24 protein-coding genes are annotated in these 25,446 nt (G+C 39.9%); 6 read left to right on the plus strand and 18 right to left on the minus strand.

Going from position 1 to position 25,446, the window contains the following annotated elements:
- Positions 1 to 108 precede the first annotated feature (108 nt).
- On the plus strand, positions 109 to 570 hold the full coding sequence (locus BABA_RS18095) for a hypothetical protein (RefSeq protein WP_007086674.1): 462 nt from the start codon (positions 109 to 111) through the stop codon (positions 568 to 570).
- Between the two features lie 77 nt (positions 571 to 647).
- Here BABA_RS18095 and BABA_RS18100 read toward each other — a convergent pair whose 3' ends face one another.
- The 3 genes from BABA_RS18100 to shc form a co-directional block, all read right to left on the minus strand.
- Entirely contained in the window at positions 648 to 1,550 is a 903-nt protein-coding gene (locus BABA_RS18100) for a TIGR01777 family oxidoreductase (RefSeq protein ID WP_007086675.1), read from the minus strand.
- A gap of 16 nt (positions 1,551 to 1,566) precedes the next feature.
- On the minus strand, positions 1,567 to 2,112 hold the full coding sequence (locus BABA_RS18105; RefSeq protein ID WP_007086676.1) for an HXXEE domain-containing protein: 546 nt from the start codon (positions 2,110 to 2,112) through the stop codon (positions 1,567 to 1,569).
- 138 nt (positions 2,113 to 2,250) lie between these two features.
- Positions 2,251 to 4,155 (minus strand): squalene--hopene cyclase, encoded by a 1,905-nt coding sequence (gene shc / locus BABA_RS18110; RefSeq protein WP_007086677.1) that lies wholly within the window; start codon positions 4,153 to 4,155, stop codon positions 2,251 to 2,253.
- Between the two features lie 120 nt (positions 4,156 to 4,275).
- Here shc and BABA_RS18115 point away from each other — a divergent pair, with 120 nt between their 5' ends.
- Positions 4,276 to 5,412: a DUF2515 family protein gene (locus BABA_RS18115; RefSeq protein WP_007086678.1), complete on the plus strand. Its 1,137-nt coding sequence runs from the start codon at positions 4,276 to 4,278 to the stop codon at positions 5,410 to 5,412.
- A gap of 113 nt (positions 5,413 to 5,525) precedes the next feature.
- Here the strand turns inward: BABA_RS18115 and BABA_RS28315 are convergent, their stop codons facing one another.
- Together BABA_RS28315 and BABA_RS18120 are read right to left on the minus strand one after the other, a co-directional pair.
- On the minus strand, positions 5,526 to 5,654 hold the full coding sequence (locus tag BABA_RS28315; protein ID WP_007086679.1) for a hypothetical protein: 129 nt from the start codon (positions 5,652 to 5,654) through the stop codon (positions 5,526 to 5,528).
- A gap of 195 nt (positions 5,655 to 5,849) precedes the next feature.
- On the minus strand, positions 5,850 to 6,467 hold the full coding sequence (locus BABA_RS18120) for a GntR family transcriptional regulator (RefSeq protein ID WP_007086680.1): 618 nt from the start codon (positions 6,465 to 6,467) through the stop codon (positions 5,850 to 5,852).
- A 155-nt stretch (positions 6,468 to 6,622) separates the two neighbouring features.
- Here BABA_RS18120 and BABA_RS18125 point away from each other — a divergent pair, with 155 nt between their 5' ends.
- Together BABA_RS18125 and BABA_RS18130 are read left to right on the plus strand one after the other, a co-directional pair.
- A complete protein-coding gene (locus BABA_RS18125; protein ID WP_007086681.1) occupies positions 6,623 to 7,189 on the plus strand; it encodes a DUF2238 domain-containing protein in 567 nt (188 codons plus the stop codon).
- Positions 7,190 to 7,205: 16 nt separating this feature from the next.
- Positions 7,206 to 7,787 (plus strand): DUF2238 domain-containing protein, encoded by a 582-nt coding sequence (locus tag BABA_RS18130; RefSeq protein WP_007086682.1) that lies wholly within the window; start codon positions 7,206 to 7,208, stop codon positions 7,785 to 7,787.
- Between the two features lie 43 nt (positions 7,788 to 7,830).
- Here BABA_RS18130 and BABA_RS18135 read toward each other — a convergent pair whose 3' ends face one another.
- From BABA_RS18135 to BABA_RS28320, 11 genes are all read right to left on the minus strand, one after another.
- Positions 7,831 to 9,192 carry an aspartate kinase gene (locus tag BABA_RS18135; RefSeq protein ID WP_007086683.1) on the minus strand — a complete coding sequence of 454 codons (1,362 nt, stop codon included), beginning with the start codon at positions 9,190 to 9,192 and terminating at the stop codon, positions 7,831 to 7,833.
- Between the two features lie 178 nt (positions 9,193 to 9,370).
- Positions 9,371 to 9,913: an NADPH-dependent FMN reductase gene (locus BABA_RS18140; protein WP_007086684.1), complete on the minus strand. Its 543-nt coding sequence runs from the start codon at positions 9,911 to 9,913 to the stop codon at positions 9,371 to 9,373.
- 108 nt (positions 9,914 to 10,021) lie between these two features.
- Positions 10,022 to 10,636: an NUDIX hydrolase gene (locus BABA_RS18145; protein ID WP_007086685.1), complete on the minus strand. Its 615-nt coding sequence runs from the start codon at positions 10,634 to 10,636 to the stop codon at positions 10,022 to 10,024.
- 105 nt (positions 10,637 to 10,741) lie between these two features.
- Positions 10,742 to 11,905, minus strand: coding sequence for a homogentisate 1,2-dioxygenase (locus tag BABA_RS18150; protein WP_007086686.1), 1,164 nt, complete (start codon positions 11,903 to 11,905; stop codon positions 10,742 to 10,744).
- The gene (locus BABA_RS18155; protein WP_007086687.1) at positions 11,905 to 12,834 is read right to left on the minus strand and encodes a fumarylacetoacetate hydrolase family protein; all 930 of its coding nucleotides are present in this window, start codon (positions 12,832 to 12,834) and stop codon (positions 11,905 to 11,907) included. The genes BABA_RS18150 and BABA_RS18155 overlap by 1 nt, the downstream gene beginning before the upstream one ends.
- A 5-nt stretch (positions 12,835 to 12,839) precedes the next feature.
- A complete protein-coding gene (locus BABA_RS18160) occupies positions 12,840 to 13,460 on the minus strand; it encodes a flavin reductase family protein (protein WP_007086688.1) in 621 nt (206 codons plus the stop codon).
- Positions 13,461 to 13,743: 283 nt separating this feature from the next.
- A complete protein-coding gene (gene hppD, locus BABA_RS18165; RefSeq protein WP_007086689.1) occupies positions 13,744 to 14,859 on the minus strand; it encodes a 4-hydroxyphenylpyruvate dioxygenase in 1,116 nt (371 codons plus the stop codon).
- A 247-nt stretch (positions 14,860 to 15,106) separates the two neighbouring features.
- Complete coding sequence (locus tag BABA_RS18170) at positions 15,107 to 15,901, minus strand: ABC transporter ATP-binding protein (protein ID WP_007086690.1); 795 nt, start codon at positions 15,899 to 15,901, stop codon at positions 15,107 to 15,109.
- Positions 15,876 to 16,907, minus strand: coding sequence for an ABC transporter permease (locus tag BABA_RS18175; protein ID WP_007086691.1), 1,032 nt, complete (start codon positions 16,905 to 16,907; stop codon positions 15,876 to 15,878). Before BABA_RS18175 ends, BABA_RS18170 begins: the two co-directional genes overlap by 26 nt.
- A 122-nt stretch (positions 16,908 to 17,029) precedes the next feature.
- Positions 17,030 to 18,028, minus strand: coding sequence for an ABC transporter substrate-binding protein (locus BABA_RS18180; protein WP_007086692.1), 999 nt, complete (start codon positions 18,026 to 18,028; stop codon positions 17,030 to 17,032).
- A gap of 205 nt (positions 18,029 to 18,233) precedes the next feature.
- The gene (locus tag BABA_RS28320) at positions 18,234 to 18,362 is read right to left on the minus strand and encodes a hypothetical protein (protein ID WP_268870168.1); all 129 of its coding nucleotides are present in this window, start codon (positions 18,360 to 18,362) and stop codon (positions 18,234 to 18,236) included.
- A 212-nt stretch (positions 18,363 to 18,574) separates the two neighbouring features.
- On the opposite strand from BABA_RS28320, the gene BABA_RS18185 reads away from it, so the two are divergent.
- On the plus strand, positions 18,575 to 18,994 hold the full coding sequence (locus BABA_RS18185) for a hypothetical protein (RefSeq protein ID WP_007086693.1): 420 nt from the start codon (positions 18,575 to 18,577) through the stop codon (positions 18,992 to 18,994).
- 117 nt (positions 18,995 to 19,111) lie between these two features.
- Positions 19,112 to 20,578, plus strand: coding sequence for a cbb3-type cytochrome c oxidase subunit I (locus BABA_RS18190; protein WP_007086694.1), 1,467 nt, complete (start codon positions 19,112 to 19,114; stop codon positions 20,576 to 20,578).
- A gap of 48 nt (positions 20,579 to 20,626) precedes the next feature.
- Here the strand turns inward: BABA_RS18190 and BABA_RS18195 are convergent, their stop codons facing one another.
- Positions 20,627 to 21,787 (minus strand): cation:proton antiporter, encoded by a 1,161-nt coding sequence (locus BABA_RS18195; protein WP_007086695.1) that lies wholly within the window; start codon positions 21,785 to 21,787, stop codon positions 20,627 to 20,629.
- A gap of 228 nt (positions 21,788 to 22,015) precedes the next feature.
- Positions 22,016 to 25,423 (minus strand): hypothetical protein, encoded by a 3,408-nt coding sequence (locus tag BABA_RS18200; protein ID WP_007086696.1) that lies wholly within the window; start codon positions 25,421 to 25,423, stop codon positions 22,016 to 22,018.
- Between the last annotated feature and the right edge of the window lie 23 nt (positions 25,424 to 25,446).

A 25,446-nucleotide genomic window follows, 5' to 3' on the forward strand; every position in this document is an offset into this window, starting at 1 on the left:
GCGCATGGATTCAGAAAATCCTTTTAACTATATATGAACATTTTCATTAAAAAATAATAATTTATGTAGTATTAGTTCTAAAAATCCTATGTGACAGGGGAATCGAAAATGGAGTATAAAAAGGGCGAGAAAGGTTTTATAGTAGAATTTAACGAGGCGGAGGAAACGAACTTAGAAAGGTTTATCGATACAATTAAAAACCACGATGAATTCAATGGTCTTTCTTCAAAGAGTGAATTTTTAGCATTAATCCTAAATGAAGGGGTTGCTGCTATACAACTAAAAACAAATACCCTTACCGAAAATCAAAATGGGATTGAAAGTCTTAGCTCTTCAGATTTTCTAGAAGATCTTTTGGTTACACTTTTAAATGAAACCATGTCCTCATTGCAATCCAATCGTTTAAATGAGGAAAATAGCTCCCCATCCCTTGGAGAACTTTTAACTATACTGCCCGATATTAATTCCTTATATGACAAGATGGATCCATTAGGAAATAATGATAAATCATTAACATTAAGTCCAAATAGTGATACAGAAGTATCACCTAAAAATACAACTACCCAATAATACGGGTTTTTTGAAAAGTATCAGTTGGGGTAACTAAAAAACGACTCTAAAAGTTCAAAATTTGAATTTAGAGTCGTTTATTTTATAAGTAAATCTTTTAATGCTGAGTGGAGTGTTGGGAACATGAATGTAAACCCATTTTCGCTTAACACTTTCGGAACAACATGTTGACCCTTAAGAACAAGACTACTTTTTCGTCCTAATATTAATCTCATGACGAAAGTAGGAACAGGTAACCAATGTGGGCGATGTAAAACAGAACTAATTGTTTTACCAAAATACTCCATACGAACTGGAATGGGAGCTGTGACATTTACCGGTCCACGTAAATTGGAATTAGTAATGACAAATTCTATTGCTCGGACAACATCTACCATATGAACCCAAGAGACCCATTGTTCGCCGGTACCCACTTTACCACCAGCAAACAATCTATATGGCAGCACCATAAGTGGAAGTGCTCCACCTTCCATATCAAGCACAACACCCAATCTCATAAGCGCTGTTCGGGTTCCATATGTTTCTACTTGTTTAGCTTTGTTTTCCCAGTCATATACAGTCTGACCTAGAAAATCATTTGATGTTTCTAACGAATCTTCCGTATATCTAGCATTTATTGACGCGGGATAAATGCCAATCGCACTGGCATTGATTAATACGGATGGTTTTATAGGTAATAGGGATATTATTCGTAATAATTCATCTGTTGCTGCCATCCGGCTATTATAAATTTGTTTTTTATGGTTGGTATTCCATCTTCCATTATTTATTGAAACCCCTGCTAAATTAATAAAAACATCGGAATCTCTAATTTCATTTTCAGGAGAAGTCCCTTCTTCAAGCCATTGTACATAATGAACATTGCCTGAATTCTTTTTTGCTTTCCTTGTTAAGATAATAATTTTATGGCCCGCCCTTATAAGGTAATCAGTCAATTTCTGTCCTATTAATCCCGAACCACCAGCAATAACAATCTTCATTCCATCCCTCCAATGCCTATCGAATAAAATAACGGCCTAAAAGATTTCCAACTAGAAAAATCAGGATCAAGATCAGACTAACAGGGAGACTGGTGATTATCAAATGCCAGTCCATCTGCCCATATTTGGCTAAAAAATAATATGTAAGGAGGCTGTAAGGGATAAGGAGGAACAGTGAAGTTATGATGCCAGGCGTGTAGCCCCTGAACATGATGGTTTGAACAATATGCATGAATGCCTGCAAAACAAATAAATTAAGAATGGCTGTAAATAAAAGAAAACCCCCTCCTTTAGTTGAAAAATGGGCGGTCATCACTGCAGTGAATGAGATAATCAGTAAAATCCATGTAGCCGAAACAGCAAGCTGGGCAGCTGTCGAACCTAGTTTCTCCCTCATTCTTAATGTTAGTTCGATGAAGTTAGTTTTCGGATATTTGTTTCTGTTTGCAGCCATGGAAGATTCAATGGTTATAATCTCTTCTAAGTCATGGAAAATAAAAATGATGGGAAACAACCAAATTAATGTTTTAAGATCCAAAAATTGGTGGAGCGCCCCTAGCATCCTTTGTCTGCCTCCTTTTAGTTGGTAAGATTTCATTCTTCTCCTAGACTGCCCTCTGTTTTGGTTTGTTCATTTTATGTGACAGGATATAAAAGTATGCCAAGGGTCACTCAAGTGATGTTATGAATACACAAATCCTCAATTAAAATCCTTGTGTGACAAATCCGTTAGGAGCTGTCCACCAGCTAATTTTTGATAATGGGCCAGGGAAATCAATGGAAAAACATATTCATAACAATGATAATTGAGATAAAAGGATCCTGCCATTCCCCTTCCTTTTGGGTAGGTCTTCGTCCAATCTTTTTCCTTCTTATCCACTAAAAAAGCTGCACCGTTTTCAATTTCTGGCGTAACTCCAGTTGCAGCTGCGATAAGTGTGTCAAGAGCCCAAGCGGTATGAGTGCGGGTACTTTCGCGGAGCGGCACATAACAATTTTTAATATCACTTTTACAGGATTCTCCCCAACCCCCATCGGGATTCTGAATATTCCGTAACCAAGTCAGAGCCTTTTGAATAGCTGGATGATTCGTGGAAACCCCAACTGCAACCATTCCCGTTACAGCCGCCCATGTGCCATAAATATACACCCCCCATCGCCCCACCCAGGAACCATTCGAATTTTGCTGTCGCAACAGCCAACGAATCCCACGTTTCACCATGGGATGGTGATAATCCAAATGAGTATAGTTTCCGAAGAACTCTAAAGTCCTTCCCGTTAAATCAACCGTCGACGGATCAATCAATAAATCCTTTCCACCCTCTATCGGTAACAAGTTCAACACTTTCTTGTTCACATTCTTTTCGAATGCCGCCCAACCGCCATCATTGTTTTGCATGGAAATGAGCCAGTTTACTCCTCGATCCCATGCCTGCCGGTAATCCACTTGCTCTATGGCCAAAGTACGGATCGACCTTAGCGCAGCTGTTGTGTCGTCAATATCTGGATGGATTGTGTTCATGTCCGCAAACCCCCAACCTCCCGGTAACAGGTTCGGTTCATGAATGGCCCAATCCCCATATTTTAGATGCTGACGGGAGAGAATGTAATGATTTGCCGTTTGAATCGTGTTGGATGAATAGGGAACTCCGGATTCTTGCAGAGCATAATTGATTAAAGTCGTATTCCAGACCGTAGCTGTCGTATACTGGCAGTGAAGTTCTCCATCGATCCGGCAGGTCATCGCCTTTAAACCTTGCACGGCACGAGTAATCACCGGATGTGTATTCGAATACCCCCTCGCCAGTAAGGCAAAAATCATAAGAGAGGTAGTGCTGAAATAATTTAAATAGGTGCCGTCCGGTTCGATTCGATCCAGCATATATTTTTCTGCACGATATAATGCCAATTCGCGAAGATTTACATGGGATTTCAGACCCTTAATCCCCTGTTTAATCCATTTGATCACCGAGCGGGCCTCTTCTGCTTGATCCTCTGTAAAAAAACGAACTTCTTTTTTTTGAAACAAATCGGAGAGATTTGGTGATCGAGGCGTTCTCTTACGGAAATTCGTATTGGCGAGAATCAAAAATGGGATAATGTTCGCTCTTCCGTACACGGAGAGGTCAAAAAGATTGATGGGAAAGGAGTCTGGTAAAAGCATCACTTCAATATTAATGGGGAAATGCGGCCACGCACATTGTCCAGTTATGGCCAACATGAGTTTCAAAAACATATGGACTTCCGCGGCCCCTCCGCCCGCCATTATAAACCTTCTTGCTGCCTGGATTTCCTGGTCCTTCAGGTCCCGGTATCCAGAATAAAGAAGGGCATAATAAGCTTCCACAGTGGATGTCAGATTCCCTTTTTCCTCATCATGAAACAGCTTCCATGACCCATCTTCCTGCTGTTTTCCGGCGATACGTTTCACCAATTCTTTTATGAACTCCTCGTCATTTATCTCCAATGTCCGTAATAAAATAATCATACTGCAATCTGTTGCGATCCCAGTCTCGAAAGGATAACGCCAGGCGCCGTCCTCTGATTGATCCTGGACGAACTGATTAGCGATTCCGTTAATTTCCTTATATACCCGATTCTCCATATTACCGATCCTCTCCCCAAAATTCTTCTTTGTATTCATATTCCGTGGGCAATATGAATATGCATTCCTTTGATGGGGTGGATTGAAACAGTCAAAATAAACTTTGGTATAGGGTGGGTGATGCCGTTTTTGCTGGATTCTTTCTCAGATGTAAAAAAGGAATTGAAAAAAAAGATGAAAAAGAAATCTTCCGGCCTTCTGCCCTGTTTATCAGAAAATGATAAACAATGTATTCACCATATAAGAGAACAGACAAGACAACTTAACCAAAACAATATAGCACGGACGCAAGCTTATTTTCAGTTTTACCTTAAGCACCCTGAAATACATTGGGCCTTACTCGGACATATGGTATCGCGAAACGTCGGTTGGAACATGACGGATTTAAAAGGGGAATTGCTGACAAAACTTCTGCCTGAAAGAGATCAGATAGCTTTTTTTTCCTTTTTGGAACGTGGCAGTTGGTTGATTTTTCAAGATGTGTATCCTCAATTTTTGGTTTATGATCTAAGTGTGAGATGCAGCCAAGAAATGTTCCACCTTTTACCTCATCTTTCCACTTCCACGTTCATGGAGACGTTGTGGCGTTATTTTTGGCATAGCGGGGATAGCTATACCTTGGCGATTGCGACGGTGATAAATGAACAAAGCTATTTGGAAAAAAGATTGATTCAAAATAATCATTTCAAAAACACTGTAACCGGTACGGTCAGCTTAAAAATGTATGATTTTTTGCGACTCAATAACATTCTTTTTCCCTACTGTGAAGAGGAAAAAAGGGAGAAAACTTCACTTGTAGGAGCTACCTCACGGCATTTCACTTCGCTCCACGAAAGAATATTATTCGGAAAAAAATTGTATTCCCTGCTCTTTCAGCGTGAAAAGATTTTGGCAGGGGTCATGAAATGGGCGCATGAACGCCCTCACACGGGCTCACGGAAAGATTATTGGCCTGATTTGTTTAATGATGTAAATGAATCTTTTCCCCGTTCCCTTTATAAACGACGGGTCAAGAATTGCGTGTTGAGAAAGGGAGCCGAGCGGCTGTACAGCCCGCCTTTAAAATACGCCTGGCCGAATACCCCTCATGAAGATGCGGAGAGCGGTGATTGGTTTGAGGATTGGCATGTTCTGGATTATATTCATAAAGAAGTCAGTTTGAATGGGGAGATTTTAAATAATTATTGTAAAACCCTTGAAACAATTGAACTTGCGGTTATGGCGAAGGAAGCCCTTCTGTTACGAGAAGAAGAATAATCATAAACCCGAATGAAAAAAAATAAGCGAACCTTTCCGGAACGCATTACGAATAGCCGTATATCTCATGATATATACGGCTTATATCATTTACCACAATCTGCCTGTATACGTTACCCCAAAGTCTGTATCACACCAATTGTATTTTCATCCACTGCAGTGAGCACACCCTCGGGATCCATCCAAGGGCGATTCGGGGCAATGTTCACGTAACGCGGCTCAACTTTCCAATAGTTTGACATGGTAGAACCCCATGAAGCAAATCCTTTTTAATAATCAACATTTCACTTATATGACAAGTTTAATATACTTAAAATGATTTAATAAACGCTGCCAAAGGATTTATGATAAAATTTCCAATATAAAAAGCAGGCTTAAACCCAAAATCAGGCCTGCTATTTAAAAGTGTAACGAGGTTAATTATTGAAGAATCAATCCTAATCCTCTAAAAAATGGAGGACTCTATCATAGGTTTTATCATCGCCAATGATTAACAATACATCGCCTTCAAGAATTAAAGCATATGGCCCTGGTGAGATAATTAACTCACCTTTCCTCTTCATGCCAATTACAGTTCCACCTGTATTTTGCCAGAACTTCGTTTCCGAAATGGTTTTTCCAATATGTATACAGCCTGGGAATATTTCCACCTCAATCGGCGCTAACGGATTTGTATGGCGAAGCTTGCCAGAGTAGTCCATGATCTTTCTTAGCGTCTCAAAAAGCTGATCATCAAGATTGGCTCTTTCTGAAATGAGTGTGTTCATCTGCTTTTCAAGATCCTTGATACTTGCCAGGTTGGAAAAACGGTGAATATACTTATACGCATTTTCCCGTGAAGAAATCACAATCCCGCTGCCCTTTGTAGAATGCACAATCTCCACATCTTCCAAAATCTTTATCGCCCTTCTAACAGTTTCGGGGGAAACCTTGTATTCACTTGCCAGGGTTGATCTGCCATGGATCTTTTCCCCCACTTTAAACTTTCCATCATATATCCTATTTGCCAAATCGATGGCAATTCGCTCATAAGTTGGTATTTGCGCCTTTTGCATTGAAATCCTCCACCACTATCATCAAAAATATGGATGTCTTTTATCATTTCACTATACCTTTTTTAGTGCCATTTTGCGAGCAAACAGGAAATTCATTTATATTCGGTCAAAATTGGACATAATTGTAAAGAGTCTTTTGAAATGGGGTGAGAAATGTGAAACGAAAGGTTATCCTTATTTTCAGTATTTGTTTTATCATTTTTATGACGGTCTTATGTATTTATTATCTCGTCAAAGGTGATTCCTCCAGATGGCAGGTCGCACTTGGCGGAATCTTAGTTAGTACTTTACCACTTCTCTTATTACGGATGAAGCAAATTCCATTTAACATTCCCATCCTACTCGGTTTTTATTTTTTTATATTTTGTTCGTTATTTCTAGGTTCAATTGCAAGCTTTTATCTGCATTACAAGTGGTGGGATTCTACCGTTCACTTTTACAAAGGAATGTTCATTGGTTTTGTTGGCATAGCCCTTTACAAACAAATGATCCCTGAAAAAGTCCGCCAAGATGTCTCATCCGGGATCCTCTTTCTTTTCGTGCTCTCACTTGCTGTATTAGCCGGTATTTTATGGGAAGTTTATGAGTTTGTCGGTGATTTGACCTTTACACGCACGATGCAGCGTGGTGGTAATACGGATACCATGTATGATTTACTTTGCGGTGTTGCCGGCGGTCTCATCGTTGCTTTTTACTCGTTGATAAGAAAAAAGAAAGTGTAAAGTCGAGGTGGCATTTATGAATCGGAAGCTCGTTATTATTTTTAGTTCATTATATGTTATTTTCATGGCCATTTTAGCAGTTTATTACTTTAAAAATGGTGTAACCTTTAAATCAACCGTAGCCATTGGTGGAATTGTCTGTGGTGCCGTTCCACTTCTTTTAGCACTTTTTACAAAGCTTCAATTCAATCTGCCCATAGTCATTTCCTATTTAATTTTCTTAATCGGTTCACAATATTTCGGATCAATCCGAGGATGGTATGGACTCGGCTGGTGGGATACTTTTATGCATTTGGTCAGTGGTGCCATTCTTGCCTTTTCTGGCATTGCTTTATATGAAAGGTTAATTCATAGAAATGCCGGGGATGAAATTTCTCCATGGTTTGTTTTCTTATTTACCCTCTCATTCGCAGCACTCGGGGGTGTTCTTTGGGAGATTTATGAATTTAGCTGCGACCAATTTTTTGGCATGACCTTACAAGGCGGCGGCAACAAAGACACGATGACTGATTTAGTTGCCGATGCCGTTGGCGGACTCGTGATTGCTATCTGGGCGGGAATTCGAACGAAGATCAAATTAAACAAAGTTTCAGACTAAAAGGTACGCCATCACAAATCGGCGTACCTTTTTTCAATAACCCTTATACTGTTACAGCTGCAAAAAACTCCTCGTAGATGGCCTTAACGGCTCTCTTTTCGTCCACTTCTTTGACACCAAACATCATACTGACCTCTGACGAACCTTGGTTAATCATTTCAATATTGACGCTTGCCTTTGCCAATGCTTTGGAGGCTCTTGCCATCGTCCCGACATTATGGCGCATGCCTTCCCCGACCACCATGATGAGCGCAAGGCTATGTTCGATTTTCACTTCATCAGCGTGTAATTCATTCTTAATCCGGTTGATTATATCTGCTTCTATTTTCTCATCGAGCTGGTTTTCTCTTAAGATGACGGACACATCGTCAATTCCCGAAGGGGTATGTTCATAGGAAAGGCCACTATCTTCTAAAATAGCTAACAGTTTGCGGCCAAAGCCAACTTCCCTATTCATTAAGTATTTGCTTACATAGATGCTGCAAAACCCTTCGTCACTGGCAATACCAATAACAGGACCGTTCGTGTTATCCCGTTCATTGACAATCCTTGTCCCTGGAGCGGCAGGGTTGTTTGTATTCTTAATGTGGACAGGAATTCCTGCTCTAAATGCCGGGACAAGTGCTTCATCATGTAACACCGTAAATCCAGCATAGGAAAGCTCTCGCATTTCACGATAGGTCAATTCCTTAATTTCCTTCGGTTTTTTCACGATATATGGATTAACGGAATAGACAGCATCCACATCCGTGAAATTTTCATAAAGATCCGCTTTTAGCGCATTAGCCAGAATGGAGCCGGTAATATCGGAACCACTTCGCGAAAATGTGAATACCTCGCCTTCTTCGCTGTAGCCAAAGAATCCTGGAAAAATTAATATCCCTGGGTGATCACGCAATGAATATAAGCGTTCATATGCTTCCGGTAATGCTTGAGCATTTCCCGGTTCAGCACTAACCAAAAGCCCCGCCTCTTTGGGATTTACATATTCAGCGTCGATTCCCCGCTCTCGGAAATAAGCAGCCACTAATTTTGCGTTATTATCCTCACCACTCGCCTTGATCAAATCGAGAAACCGATCCTGTTTACTTTTGTCGCTCTCAAACCTGTTTACTAAATCTGCGTAAATTTCCTGAATAACCTCGTCGGGAAGATTACATTCTTCCGCTATCGCTGCATATCTTTCCATTACAGCTTCAAGCTTTTCCTTGGGATTTTGATTTTGTAAACATTTCTCAGCGCATTCAATCAATAAATCGGTAACCTTTGTATCTTCTGCAAATCTCTTCCCCGGAGCTGATACAACGACAACTTTTCTTTCAGGATCAGATACAACAATCTGAAATACCTTCTCAAGCTGTTTTCCGGATGCTAAAGAGGATCCACCAAACTTTGTGACCTTCATCGTTACATCCCCTACTCTTTTAAAAAAATATAATCTTTATTTTATTACAATTTTGAAAATATTCAAGAGTTTTTTTCCACCTTATATGTACATTTGTATTTTCAAGGGAGACATTCGCCTGAGAGTATGTAAAAATAGTGAGATTCCATATGGAAATCTCACTGATTTTACGTACTTTTTATAATTTTTTTGTTTTTTCAACCCAATCAATAAAGTTTTCCATTACGGTATCAAGAAATGCAAGGGTCGGTTCATGTGTCAAGTTGCCCTCCGCATCCATTTTTTCTAGTGCCGAATTGATTAAAACTTCGTTTCCTGGCAAAGTCAAGGCTCCCAATGCATGCAAGATTTGTCTTAGGTGAAGCTGTGCTCTAATGGTACCTAAAACACCTGGCGTTGCACCTACCACCATAACTGGTTTCTTGATCATGACTTTGTCTACACGGGAAAACCAGTCCAGCGCATTTTTTAAGAAAGCAGGGATTGAATGATTATATTCTGGAGTGGCAATGAGGACTCCATCACTTTCAGCAACGATTTTTTTGATTTCCGTTACGACTTGCGGCGGTGTTAATTCATCATCTTGGTTGTACATTGGCAGGTCTTCAATGGGAAGGATTTCAATATCCACTTTTTCCTGGTAGCGTTCCTTCATAAAAGCAACAAGTTTTTTATTAATCGATTGTTTCCGATTACTTCCCACAATAGCAACTATTTTCATCTTTCAATACCCCTTATCATCGATGTATTTTTTTCAATATAGTTACTATAGTAAATAATCAGCTAAAAACCAAGAAACCTGCTCAAATAAATTGGAGATTTCAAATTATTAACGAATGATTTCGATAAAATGGGCAAGGATCCTTGCGGTTAATCCCCAAATTGCTCGATTACCATAGCGGTAAAAATATTCCTCTATTCCTCTGGTACGCCATTTATAATTTTCACCGCCGGGGATTAAATCATACGGAAAACTTTTCTCCGGTTCTGCTTTTAATTGAACATGATGGATTTCTGGATCATTTTCAATTAAAAAAGACAGTGGAACCGTAAAAATCTCGCCAACCTCCGCAGGATTTGGCTGAATTTCTTCTGGTTTATTAATGTATCCCGCAAAAGGATAGAGAATCATTCCAAAGGGGGAAATCATATAATCCAAGGGATACACCCCTGTAATTTGCTCTTTATTAATTCCTAATTCCTCCACGGTCTCACGAATGGCTGCACCCGCTTCATCTACATCATCAGCATCCACTCTTCCCCCTGGAAAACAAATTTCTCCGGGCTGCCTCCTTAATTCAAGGGAACGAACCTCAAATAACACATGAATCCCATCCTCCTTTTGCAGCATGGGCACCATGACAGCATATTTTGAAAAAGTTTCACTTCCAAGTATTTTAGGTGAATGACCATTTAATTTGCCTAAAACCTTTTCCAACTCCATGATTTCACCCCCATTCATTCCATTACTTACTATTACCATACCACTTTTTATGTAATCTTTGGAAAAAAAACAATCCAACAATTGAAGTTGGATTGTTTCCTAAGTTTACTCCTTCTTTTCATGCCAAGAATACATATAGGCAGGATCTTCAATGTTTTGTGCCGACTTTACAATTTTCAGAGGATGGAAGGTGTCAATCATCACGGCTAGTTCAAGTGTTTCCTTTTTGCCAATACTCGCCTCTATTTTCCCCGGATGTGGACCATGAGGGATCCCGCTAGGATGAAGGGTAATCGAGCCCTCCTGCACCCCTTTACGGCTCATGAAGTTACCCTCGAGGTAATAGAGGAGCTCATCACTATTCACGTTGCTGTGGTAATACGGAGCAGGGATGGAGTCCGGATGGTAATCATACAATCTTGGCACAAAGGAACAGACCACAAAATTATTTCCTTCGAAGGTTTGATGGACTGGGGGCGGCTGATGGATCCTGCCGGTAATCGGTTCAAAATTCTCGATATTAAAGGCCCACGGATATAAATAGCCATCCCAGCCAACCACATCGAACGGGTGGTGTCCAAGAATATGCGAGGAAATCATCCCCCGGGATTTTGTAACTACCTCAAATTCTCCTTTTTCAGCAAACGTCACTAGCGCTTCCGGCCCGCGGATATCACGCTCACAAAATGGACTGTGCTCTAAGAGCTGACCATATTCGTTCCGGTAGCGCCTTGGAGTCGTAATTTGACTAAAAGATTCTACAAAAAGCATTTTTGTCATTTCCTTTTCGTTTGGGAGTACCCGAAAAATGGTGCCAATCGGAATCACCAAGTAATCACCCGGCCGGTAGGAAATCGTTCCGAACATCGTCTCAAGCTTTCCCGTGCCATGATGAATAAAAAGCATCTCATCTCCGTCGCCATTGCGGTAAAAACTTTCCATCGCTGCCGTTACCTTCGCTGTTCCAATCAATAAATCCTGGTTACCTAATAAATAGGTCCTTGCTTTAAGTGCATCACCCTGCTCATCGATTTTACTAGTAAAGAAATGACGGTGCTTCAACGTCTGCTGCTCCTCATATTCAGGCAAATAGCCCCCAATCAATTCCGATTTCATTACTTCAGTTGGCATAAAATGGTGATATAAAATCGATTGTGTTCCCGAAAAACCTCTTGTTCCCATCACCTGCTCTCTATATAGGCTGCCATCGCCTTTTTTAAACATGGTGTGTCGTTTGTGTGGAACCTCTCCCATTTGACGGTAATACATCATTTCACCTCGTTTCCGGCGATAATGGTATTCTTTAACACCCCTAAATGATCAATCTCCAATTCTACTTCATCTCCAGGTTCGAGCCAGCGATGGATTTCCTCACCAAGCTCAAGGATACATCCTGTACCTACAGTTCCTGAGCCGATTATCTCACCTGGATAAAGTGTAACGCCCTGTGAAGCCCTCGCAATCATCTCTCCGAAGGAATAATAAATATCCTTCATATTCCCTTCCGAAAGCAGGCTGCCATTCACACGAGCCTTCATCGTGAGATTAAAGCCCTTTCCAGCTTTAAAAGGTTCCATTTCGTCCTTAGTGACAACCCACGGGCCGATGGAGGTTGAAAAATCCTTCCCCTTCGCAGGGCCAAGTCCTACCTTCATTTCCTTTCTTTGCAGGTCTCTTGCGCTCCAATCGTTTAAAATACAGTACCCGAATATATATTCATCTGCCTTATCCTCAGAGATACCCCTTCCCTCTTTCCCGATAATGCAGGCAATTTCAAGCTCATAATCAAGCCACTCGCACTCTATTGGTATTACAATGCTTTCTCCCGGGCCTTTAATCGCTAGATGATTGGAAAAATAAAAAACAGGAATCTCGTACCACTCCGGTATCATCTCTAGTCCTCGGTTTTCTCTAGCCGTTTTCACATGCTGCTCAAAGGCATAAAAATCCCGAATGCTTCTAGGGACGGGCAGTGGTGCTTTTAATTGAATTTCACTAAGCCTGTAGATCCCTCTTTGGCCATTGGGAACAAAATGATTGACTATTTTCATATATTCTTCAGAATGATCAAGGAAATTCACTAGATTATTAGGGAGCACCCCACCGGATGCTTCGTGCATATCTACTACATGATCTACATCGGCTAACCATCCTGCACTGACCAATCCATCTTTTTTTGTAAAGGTCACAAATTTCACTGAACTCACCTTTTTTCTGTTTTTCGAATCATTTCAAATGTTTTAGCCATAGGGTCGGTAAAAAGGTTGCCCGCCATCCTGCCAACCGGCTGTAATTTTGCCGTGTTAATTCTTCCATGTTCAAACAGTTCATCGTTCACATGGACAAGAACCACTCTGCCAATAACAAGGCTGCCGGCACCCGGAGTATCGCCAAAATCCAAGACCTGATGGAGTTCACACTCTAAATGGACGAGTGATTCCTTGATCCGTGGTGCCTTCACCTTTAGGCTTGGTTCTTTTGTTAGACCAGCTTCTTCCATCTCATCGATTTCTGGTGCAAATTCTATTGCACACTCATTCATTTGTTCAGCTATTCTTTCACTGACAATATTAACCACAAATTGGCCAGTACTTTCAATATTGACCAGCGTATCTTTTTTCGCCCCATCCGTACCCCTTCTCATGGGTGAAAAGCATATTAACATGGGATCGGCACAAATGGCTGTAAAGAAACTGAACGGTGCAGCATTGACCGTACCGTTCTCATCCATGGTAGAGACAAAAGCGATTGGACGAGGCAAAATCGACCCCACTAATAGCTTGTACGCGTCTCTCCATTCAAGTGTTTCCGGAGTAATCTCCAAATTGATTCCCTCGCTTTATCGCTATTTCCAGCGTACTATTTAAATTCGCTGATAAAATTGAATATTCGCTGATATATTAGATATATTCGCCGATATATTCGTAGATTCGCTGATAAACTTATAAAATTCGCCGATAAATCAGTTTAATCTGTATAATAGTGTAATATTACACTGAACCAATTGCTTTTTTTAAGATTAAACGTACGAAAGTGGACTTTCCTTTTTAAAAGGGAGAATCTTTTCTCCCTTATTCCGAGCTTAGACCCCTATTATTATCTATATATTAAAGATTTCCGCGTCTTTCCTGCTCCCGTTCAATCGATTCAAACAATGCCTTAAAGTTTCCTTCGCCAAAACCGCGGGCACCTTTGCGCTGTATAATTTCGATAAACAACGTAGGACGATCTACGATTGGTTTCGTGAAAATTTGCAATAAATACCCCTCATCATCGCGATCAACCAAAATATTTAGTTCACGCAGCTTTTCAATTTCCTCATCAATTTTTCCAATCCGTTCTCCTAATGATTCATAATACGTGCTTGGTGTCTTCAGAAATTCTACACCGTTCTTTTTTAAGGTGGTTACGGTTGATACAATATCCTCAGTTAAAATCGCTAAATGCTGCACTCCAGGGCCATTGTAGAACTCTAAATACTCTTGGATTTGCGATTTACGCTTCCCTTCAGCCGGTTCATTGATTGGGAACTTAATCCGTCCGCCGTTATGCATCACCTTTGACATTAGGGCAGAATATTCAGTCGTAATGTCCTTGTCAGAGAAATGTTTCATTTCTTTAAAGCCCATCACCTTTGAATAGTATTCCACCCACTCCTCCATCCTCTCGACATTTCCTACCACATGGTCAATTCCAATTAGTCCAGCATCCTCGATTGGCAATGATGTAATATATGGTTCAAATCCTGGTAAAAACACCCCTTGATAATTTTTCCGTTCAATTAACGTATGGATAGTATCGCCATATGTACCAAGAACGGCTTTCTTGACAACACCATGGACATCCTTCATTTCAAATGGGGCTGCATGGGCGATAGCCCCTCTGCTGACCGCTTCTTCGAACGCCTTCTCCACATCATCAACCAAGAGAGCAACGTCCTTTACCCCGTCGCCGTGTTTTTTAACAAACTGGGCAACCCTGCTCTCCTCTGAATAAGATCCAGTTATCACGAGACGAATATTCCGCTGCTTCAAACAATAGGAAGCAGTTTCACGATTTCCGGTTTCGAGGCCTGAATAGGCAACAGGCTTAAACCCATATGCTGTACAAAAGAAATGACAGGCTTGCTTGGCATTGCCGGTGTAAATCTCAATATAATCAACATCCCGTACAGAAAAAAAGTCATCTACTAGCTGGTCAGCTTTTATGCGCTTTTCTTTCATCTTGTAACCTCCCATAACAGTTATAATATTCAGAATTAATTTTATGTGGAAAACGGTTATCCACTCAAGAGCAGGATGTAAAGCAATACCGCTGTCGAGTGCTAAAGACCCTATCCTTCCAAGCTCCATTATTTCCAGTAAAAAAAAGAAAAACATACCTAAACAAGGTATGTTTCCATCATCTTCTTATTGGAAATATAGTTAAAATCTAAAATGTCTGTCTAAAATTGTAGAAAAGTTTTTTCTCTTAAGAAAGGACTGCACGGTCACTGGCCATTTGCACACCGCGGATTCTTTTAAATTCACTCAATAAACTTTCAATTGTAAGATGTTTCTTATCTTCCTCATTCACCTCTAAAATGATCTGTCCCTTATCCATCATGATTAATCGGTTTCCGAGATCAATCGCCTGCTGCATATTATGGGTTACCATTAAGGTAGTAAGATTGTATTTAGCCACAATCTCCTTTGTCAGGTTCGTGATGACCTCTGCCCGCGATGGATCAAGGGCGGCCGTGTGTTCATCCAAAAGCAGGATGGATGGTTCAGTGAAGGTAGCCATTAATAAGGATAGCGCCTGCCGTTCTCCTCCAGAGAGCAACCCGACCTTAGCATTAAGACGGTTTTCCAATCCAAGGTGCAGGGATTCCAATACTTCGCGGAAATAATCCCTTCTTTTTTTCGTTACACCTCTTCGCAGTGCTCTCGTTTTATTTCGAGAATACGCCATTGCGAGATTCTCTTCTATCGTCATACTAGGGGCTGTTCCGGCCATCGGATCCTGAAAGACACGCCCGATCATTCTTGAACGATTAAATTCCGACATATTGGTAACATTTTTTCCACCGATTTGAACTGTCCCGACATCAGGGGTTAACACACCAGAAATGATATTCATCAACGTGGATTTTCCGGCACCGTTACTGCCTATGACCGTCACAAAATCTCCTGGCTTTAGGGAAAGAGTCACATGATCGATGGCAATCTTCTCATCAGGTGTCCCTTCATTAAAAATCTTATGAATCTGATTTAATTGCAGCATGATGTTCCCCCTTCGCTTCTACAGAAGTTTGGATGATGTCCATTAATTCAGCTTTTCTTCGAGCTTTTCGCTTTTTTTCTTTGAAACCGTCAATAATTTTTGGAGCTGTTAATGCAATAATGACAATCAACGCAGTAATAAGTTTCATATCGCCTGTCTCCAAGAAACCCACACGAAGAGCTAAGGTAATTACCAGTCGATAAATAATAGCACCGCCAATAACAGCAAGGGTAGTTCTAGCAATCGTTTTTGTTCCAAATAATGCTTCACCGATGATAACAGAAGCTAAACCAATGACAATCATCCCAATTCCCATCCCAACATCCGCGAATCCGCTTTGTTGGGCAATCAGTGCTCCAGAGAAGGCTACCAACGCATTGGATAAGCCAAGGCCAAGAATGACCAGCAGGTTGGTATTAGCGGATAGGCTCCGAATCATCCGTTTATTGTCCCCTGTTGCTCGAATAGCAAGGCCGATTTCAGTTTTTAAGAACCAGTCCGTACAGAATTTAATCAGGAAGGTCACAAAGATCATGAAAATAAGAATTCCCCATGTTTCCGGCAGGTCGTCGCCAAGACCAACCGCCGAGAGAATACTATTGAAGAACGAATCAATTCCTGTTTTTTCAAAAAAACTACTGATTTTTGTAAAAGCTGTATCTGTATTTAATAAGGGAATATTTGAGCGCCCCATGATTCTAAGATTAATAGAGTAAAGGGCAATCATCATTAGGATTCCGGCGAGCAAGTTATTAATTTTGCCAAACGTATGCAATAGTCCTGTTATACATCCGGCTGCAAAACCGGCAAGTAAGGCCGCAATTGTAGCGATAAATGGGTTTACTCCATTCACGATTAATACCGCTGAAAGTGCTGCCCCCGTTACAAAACTCCCATCCACCGTTAAATCCGGGAAATCCAGAATACGAAAGGAAAGATAGACGCCCAGCGCCATAATCGCATAGATGATACCTGCTTCAAATGATCCAAATATGGCTGTAAACAATGAGATCATCCTTTCTTTATGTCTTTAGGCCTAAGGTTAAAATACAATTAGGCCATATTCTTATGCAAGAATCAAGGAGGTAGCCTCCCTAAAAAGGTTCCCTCCTTGAGAAATGTTAATTTTTACTTTCCGTCATAAAACTCGCCAAGCTTGCTCCATTCTTCATTCACCTTTAAGCCTTGTGCCTCAGCGGCTTTCTTATTGATAACTAGTTTTAGGCTGCTTGGTAATTGCACTGGAATTTCAGAAGGCTTTTTCTTCCCGGTTAAAATATCAACCGCCATTAAACCGGATTGATAGCCAAGGTCGAAATAACTAAAGCCGCTTGCTGCTACCGCGCCCTTTTTCATAGAATCCAATTCACCAACGAAAAGCGGAATTTTTTTGCTGTTAGCAACGGCAATAACAGAATCAAGAGCGGTAACAACCGTATTATCTGTTGGAACGTAGATCGCATCCACACGGCCGACTAATGACTCGGTAGCTTGTTTCACTTCTGATGTAGTAGCTACGGAAACTTCGACAAGCTTTGCACCTTTTTCTTCAACTAACTTTTTCACTTCTTTTACTTGCACTTCTGAATTCGGCTCACCAGCGTTATAAATGACCCCAATATTTTTTGCCTTTACTTCATCCGTAATAAAATGAATCGTTGTTTTCGTCGCATCTGGATGGTTGTCAGTTGTTCCGGTAATATTTTTCCCTGGTTTATCTAACGATTCCACCAATTCTGCAACAACCGGATCTGTTACTGATGTAAAGACAATAGGGATTTCCTTTGTCGCATTTAATGCCGCTGTTGCACTTGGAGTGGCATTAGCGAAAATCAGGTCTACCTTGTCGCCAACGAAATTCTTGGCGATTGTCTGGACATTATTCTGATCCGCCTGGGCATTTTGCTCATCATACTTTACCTTAATTCCTTTATCCTTTAACGCCTTTTTAAACCCTTCTGTCGCTGCGTCTAAAGACGGATGCGGAGCAAATTGGCTAATGCCGACCTTAAATTCCTTATCCGCTCCACCCTTTTCCGAACCACCTGCTGATTCTTTACTTCCGCAGCCGGCCAGCAGCAGCATTCCTGCTAACGCAATCGAAAGTCCTTTAACTTTTTTCTTCATTTGTTTACATCCCCCTAATTTAACTATATAGTTTTCTAAAAATTAAATATATTAGAAATTATTCTAGTATTTTTTTAGGCTAAAAGCAATAGAAATCGCAAAAATATTTTTTTGCTTTAAAGCAACATAATAAATGATAGAAAAAATGCCCTCTACTTAGTAGAAGGCACCCGAAGCATATTATGTATAAGACAAGGTATAATTGTTACCATTCACGCGTCTTTTCAAGTAATTGATCAATTTCAACCTTTTTCACCCTTTGGCTATTCTTCTCAGATGTTAGATCTGATGTTACTTCAAGTAATTTGTCAATATCAATAAAAACGATTCCCATTATCTAACCTCCATAGCATTTTTGTTCTTGTATAAAATAATTCGACCGTCTGTAACAAATCATGGGGGTATTTTTCCTTTTTAACAGATTACTAGTAAAAGTATGATATAGTTCACTATTTTTTCACAAAAAGCAGTTTACAATGGGAAATGTATCAGGTAAGCGGTTGGGGGATTGCTTATTCTGGAATTCATTTAATGGGAGGGGAAAGTATGTACCAATCAATTGCGTGGTACGCTACATTGTTTTTCGTTTTCCTCATTGCACTTGCTTTTTCATTCGTGTATGGGGAATCGAGAAAATTAAGAGAGTATGGACCGATTCAAGAAAAAGGCTACAAAATTCGCAAGTTTTATTTCCTTGGCTTACTTGCCGTGATGGGGTTTGCTTCAGCTATATCATTAAGCAAGCTTCCCTATCACAACCAGCATGTCCTTGCTAAAGAGGATGGCAAAATTGTGGATGTTACGGGGATGCAATTCGCCTGGGAATTAAGTGATGAAAACTTTACGGTTGGGGAGCCGGTACAGTTTCGCGTCACAAGTAAGGATGTCACTCACGGTTTTGGTCTGTATAACCCAAAAATGGAGCTGATTGCCCAGACACAGGCAATGCCTGGGTACAAAACATAGTCGCCATCACCTTTGATAAACCGGGAACATATAAGATCCTGTGCTTGGAATATTGCAGCGCTGGCCACCATGTGATGATCAAAGATATTGTTGTTAAACCTAAGGGGGGTAAATAAGATGGAAAGTAATGCACGGAACTCGATTAAAAAAGGCGTTGCTTTATCATTAATGATTACCTCAGTTGTTCTTGTTTTAATGATGATCTTCGGTGTAATCATGTTATTGAATCAAGGGAATATGGTTAAAATCCCTGCACAGATGTTTTATAAGGTTATGACGATTCATGGAACGGGAATGATTGGTATTGCAGCATTAGGTGGAAGCGCCATCATGTGGTACTACTTATCAAAGTATATTCATTTGAATCATAAAATCTTTTTTGCTAATTTAATTTTGTCTTTAATTGGTGTTGTGATGATATTGACTGCCATTTTCGGGTTTAATTTTTCTGATGGCTGGACATTCTTGTACCCACTTCCATCATTCTCCGCAAAAATATATGGGACAACCGGAGCATTATTGTTTTTATTCGGTTTACTCCTATTAGGCGTTGGTTATCTGGTTATGTATTTTTACTTAGCCGCTAGGCTTATTAAAGAATATGGCGGGTTAGGAAAATCACTTGGCTGGGACTATATATTTAGAGGTAAAAAAGGATATGGACCACCTCCGGCTGTGGTTGCCACTACAATGGTCATCATTGCAAATTCAACTGGAATTCTTGCCGGTGCAACAGCCTTAGTTGAATCAATCATTAACATCATTAATCCTAATTTCACTTTTAATCCTATGCTCGCAAAGCATTTAACATATGCTTTTGGCCATATTTTCGCAAACTGTACCATCTATATGGCGGTTATTACTGTTTATGAAGTATTATCCGAGTATACAGGACGTCCTTGGAAATCAAATAAAGCCTTTTTAATTGCTTGGAACTTTTCAACCTTATTTACCTTAATGATTTATACACACCATTTATTAATGGATTTTGCCGTACCTAGATGGATGTTAATCATCGGTCAAGTTTTTTCTTACGCGAACGAACTTCCAGTAATGGTGGTCACCGCTTATGGGGCGTTAATGATTGTCTTCCGTTCCGCTGTTAAATGGGACTTTGCTTCCAGTATGATGTTTTTAGCAATGTTCGGGTGGGTAGCCGGTGCCGTGCCTGCCATTATTGATGCTACTATTGTCGTAAACCATGTGATGCACAATACGAAATGGGTACCAGGACATTTCCATACGTACATGGGAATGGGTGTAGTCGCTATGATTTTCGGGTTTATGTATTATTTCAATAAAACTGAAGGATCACAAAGGCAAACAGGGCTTGATAAATTTGCTATTTCCATCTATTTCTTTTTCTTTTCCGGTATTGCAGGCTCATTCCTTTATGCCGGAAAAATAAGCGCACCGCGCCGCTGGGCTGAACATCTTCCGGAATGGACAGGTTCTGACCAGGTAGGTGCCATTTGCGGAATCTTTGTTATTGTAGCTGCCATAATTTTTACAACAAGGTTTTTTATCGGTTTAAAAAATGTTGGCAAGCAAACAGAGCAAAAATCGCTTAAATCTGTTTCCTAATCCAAAAACAATCCAGCTCTTCGGTTTGGCTGGATTGTTTCGTATTTATTACGCAGTAATTTTCACCGCTTCTTGTTTATCGCTTTGCTTAAAAAAGAATTTCATCATTGGTGGTGTAACAATGGTGGTAACTAGAACGACAATGACTAAAATGGAAAATAGTTCTTGACTGATTAACTTAGTTTCTAAGCCAATGGCCGCAATAATTAATGCTACCTCACCCCTTGATACCATAGCTGCACCAATTCCCATTGAGCTCCTCCATGAAAATCTCGCTAATTTGGCACCTGCTGCGGCACCAATTAATTTTGTTAAGATGGCTAAAATACTAAGTCCAAAGATCACACCCAGATGTTGCGAAATCCCATCAAAACTTGCTTTTACACCAATGGAAGTGAAGAAAACTGGGACAAAAATGGAATAGCCAACAGTTTCTACCTTTTCAAATATTTCATGCTTAAATTTCGTTTGGCTGATTGCTACACCAGCGATATACGCTCCAATGATGGCAGCAACCCCTGTTAATTCAGCTACATACGCAAATAGGAAACAGATAATTAATGCCGCGGAAAGCAACGATTCTGTCACGTTTAATGGTGCAAACTTTTTTAATACCCATGGTACTACCTTCCATGCAGCTAAAATAGCTCCTGCGAAAAAGAGAACCTTTTTCACAATTACCATACTTAAATTTACATCCCCGCCTGCCATACTCATTAAAAAGGCTAAGGCGATAATAACCACGACATCATCGATGACAGCTGCACCTAAAATGGTTGTTCCTTCTTTTGACTGCATTTTATTCAGTTCTTTAAGTGCTTGGACAGAGATACTGACACTTGTTGCCGAGAGCAAAAGTCCTAAAAAGATTGCTTCAAATGTAGACATATTCATGATAATTCCGGCAAGGTAGCCAACAAATAACGGAACGACAATTCCACTTAGTCCTACAAGTGTGGAAGCCTTCCCTGAACGTTTAAATTCATCTAAATCCGTTTCCATCCCGGCAATAAACATTAACAAAATAACACCAATTTGGCTTAGTTCTTCTAATGTTTTCGTCTCTGTAACAAGTCCTAAAACGGCAGGGCCTAAAATAATTCCCACAATTAGTTTTCCTAGAACCGAGGGCTGCCCTAACTTTACACTTATTTCTCCTGCAATTTTAGAAGCCAGTAAAATAATCGCCAATTCAAATAGTAATTGCATCAAATCACCCATCCCTTTTCATAAAATTAAAAAGAGTCTGTTTTTTTATCAACAGACTCTTTTTAAGAGAAAATAAATAGAGCCCGTCTACCAAAGGACATACTATTCCCTTGGTGACAGGCTCCTCCATTTACTACAGTTATTTAATTAACTCTATTATAACAGACTTTATGTTATTTTTCAATAAAAGATGAATTATCCCTGTATTCCAGCATAATACATCACGATTTAATCCCACTTTTTTATTTTATCAATTACTTTTTCTTTCAGAACGGTGATGAAAGTTGATTCCCCTTTTTGACCTTTTTGTTTATGCCATTCATTAAAGCTTGCTACGGTTATTAAGATTAACCCAGCAATTAATAAATAGACCCACCACGGCATGTTTCCCCAATATGGCCTGGTTTGCAGGAAGACATTTAAGAGTAAAACACCAGAACCGACGAAAAAGTATGATTTAACGTGCAGGAACATCCCCGCCATCATCGAAACAAGTGAGAGCGACCCTACTATTATCGCATCATAAATCGTATTACTTGCCAACCCATCTTGGACTAGGAGCAGTGATACGATAATGAGCACTCCCCATTGGATCGCCTTTGTCAAATCCGCATATCTCCCTTTTAAACTTCGGCGTATGAAAATCACCAGAATGATAAAGGGCAGAACCCGAACCTCCCGATCCCATAATGGCGGAATATTTAACTGATTAATGATCATATAGTATGGCTGTAATAAATAGGTTCCTCCCAAGATTGGCATAAAGACAGAGACTCTTGCCGGCACTCTCTTTCTCTGCAGCCAGATGGCGGCCGCAATAAGAACCCCCGGCAGCGCTTGGCTCACAAGATGCTGACTTGTAAAAAAGTACATAAACCAAAAGTACAGGAAGGATATGACTGTATATCCATCAAACTTGATTTCCTGAAGCTTTGCAGCACTTTCAAACAGTTTCTTGTACACAAGCTGTCCAGTGATTGTCATCAGAATTCCTAAACCACCTGATAGGAGCAATTTTTCAAGCTTCGTCATATCACTAAAAAATGAAAATTCAACTGTTGCCGCAAAAAGTAAGAATAATGGTACGATCCCAATGACATCCCATTTGTTCTTATGCAAAAAGAACAGAATCCCGAAAGAATAGGCTCCAGTGATGATGTAGGGCAGCCAGCCAAACGGATAAGTAACAAGCATGCAGCCGGCTCCAATAATCGAAAATGGCACGAAATAATAAGCTGTACGCTGTTTAAACTCATCTGTAATGAGAAATGAGAAAATTAGAATCAGCCCGCTAGTGATCGGGAATTCATATTGTCCGATGGTTTCGGTAACGATTCGATCCAAACCTGTTGAAACAACAAAAAACAATGCTGTAAAGCTTCCGTAAAGAAAGACTTTGATTTTCCATTCCCACTCAGCTAATTTTGTGCTGATTGCATATCCACATAATGCGAGGATGAAACTGTAGACTGATTCTGTATGAAAGACAAACCAAGTAAAAGCGAGTGCTGCGGGAAGTACAATATGACCTGTCCAAGCAAAGGCATTCGATAAGTCTCGATTTTTTTTTCGAAATAGATAGGCAATCAGTAACAATAGTAAGGCACTTGCAGAAGTAATTAACGAATTCATGGTAGGATTAAATGTTACATTCAGCTTAATCGCTTGAATAAGCGAAAAATAAGACAGCAGTGTTATGATGCTGATAGCAAACGCCACCCATTTTGCACTAATCTTTTTATAAAAATAGGAATACATACCGATTCCAACCAATAACACAAGCGGCTGCACCCAAAATTGAATTTTTGGTGTTAGCAACGCATGAATTATAGCAATCGTATAAAGTGCTTGCGAGACAAATAGTGAAATTTGGGCGAGCTTTTTCTCGGTTACTTTCATCCAGCCAAAACTGGTCAATAACACCAAGAACGCCGCTATGGCAAAATTAATTGGATAACCTAATTCATGTCGATAAACAGGATATTGAACATTTATTTCTTCGCCAAAAGACGCAATAGAAAAACCAATTGAAAGTGGCAATAAAAAAATTGCTATTTCTTTATAAAGCATCCTTTCTTCAAATTTATGAAGGAAAAAGGCTGCAATAACAAAAAGGAAAAGCATGACACCAAGTTCCCACCATAATAGAAATGCTATGGCAGTCATTCCGGCTAGCGCCATTAATGCTAATCCCAGATCCCTTGATGCCGTTCGAATGATTGTTAAATAGGTGGATAGATGGACAAAACCAAAGACGGTAAAGAGTATAAAACCTGCTATGGATAATGTAAGTGAAAAATTGATTACATCTAAAGGTTGAACAAGTAACACAATAAGTTCATAAATGCCCGATGCCACAAATATGGAACTTAAATACGGAAATAACCGTCTCGGGTTATGATGGGATAAATAAATAAAATTGGCTGCAATGACAAAATAAGCGATCATAAGGACGACGGACGGATTCCCTGCACGAAGGAATATACCTTCTAAACTAATGTAAATAAATGCGAACCCAGAAATAACCGCACTCGTATAGTGAAAGACTTTATTTAAGGAAAATTGATTGTCTAATACCTTTGGAACAAATACTATTCCAAAACCAATGAATGCGTAAGCAATCGCTCCAAAATACTCAAGAAAACTATGCTCAATCAGCTGATATGCTCCATAAACAATCATCACACTAAAAATAAAATGATATTCCTTTTTCCCGCTGACATACATCATCGATAAATAAATAATCGCAGTCAATATAAGGTTAAAACTATAGATCACTTCGTTTTGATAGAAAAAAAGCATAAACAGGGTGGATAGAACAAGATTAACCTGGACGTAAGGTACAAATTCTTTCGTAAAAAATTGAAGTGAGTCTTTGCTTTTCAACTTATGATAGACAAAAATGAGAATCGCATTAAAAGCCATCATTCCAAGATAAAAATAATCCACTGTCATTTTGGTTCCAGCCAATAAAAAGGCTACTCCAGCGGATAACGAAACAAAACTAAACCAAACAAATAATCTAGAACGTAACCTCTTCGCAAATAACAGATAAACAAGCAGCGGTAAAAAGCTTCCCAGCATGCCGAGAAAATATCGTCCCTCACCATATATTGATAAATAGGATCCTAAAAGGCAAAACCATCCTAATGAGAGGATAAAGATTGGCAGGAATAAACTGCCTAAGACAGTAAAGGCAAAAGCGGTCTTCTCGATATGCAGAACTCTGTTTGTTAATAAGGCGATGCCGTAAAACAGTAATGATACAATCGCAATAGAGCCACTTTTCATGAAGCTTGTCATGGATTCCCAATTACTCGTTGCCACAAACAAACCGCCAATCAATAAAAATATGACCCCAATATTTAATAACCACGTTATGTTCTTTTCACGAATCTGCTCAGGAGTAAGTGTCTTTTTCACCTTTTCTGGTTTTGCAGGAGCAGGTTTAGGCTTTTGGGCAACCGTTTCCGTTGGAGCCGGAATCGCCTCAATCTCTACTAAATCCAAGTGATATTGATGATGTGCCCTTGCTACGTGCTCAACGACTTTTTCGGACAAATACCCTTCTTCTTTTAAGGTGATTAGTTCGTTCCTGAAAATTCTTCTTCTCTCTTCATTACTATTTGGCTCCATTCAATCTCCCCTCTATTCCTTCC

Source organism: Neobacillus bataviensis LMG 21833 (genome assembly GCF_000307875.1).
GTDB classification, from domain to species: domain Bacteria; phylum Bacillota; class Bacilli; order Bacillales; family Cytobacillaceae; genus Neobacillus; species Neobacillus bataviensis.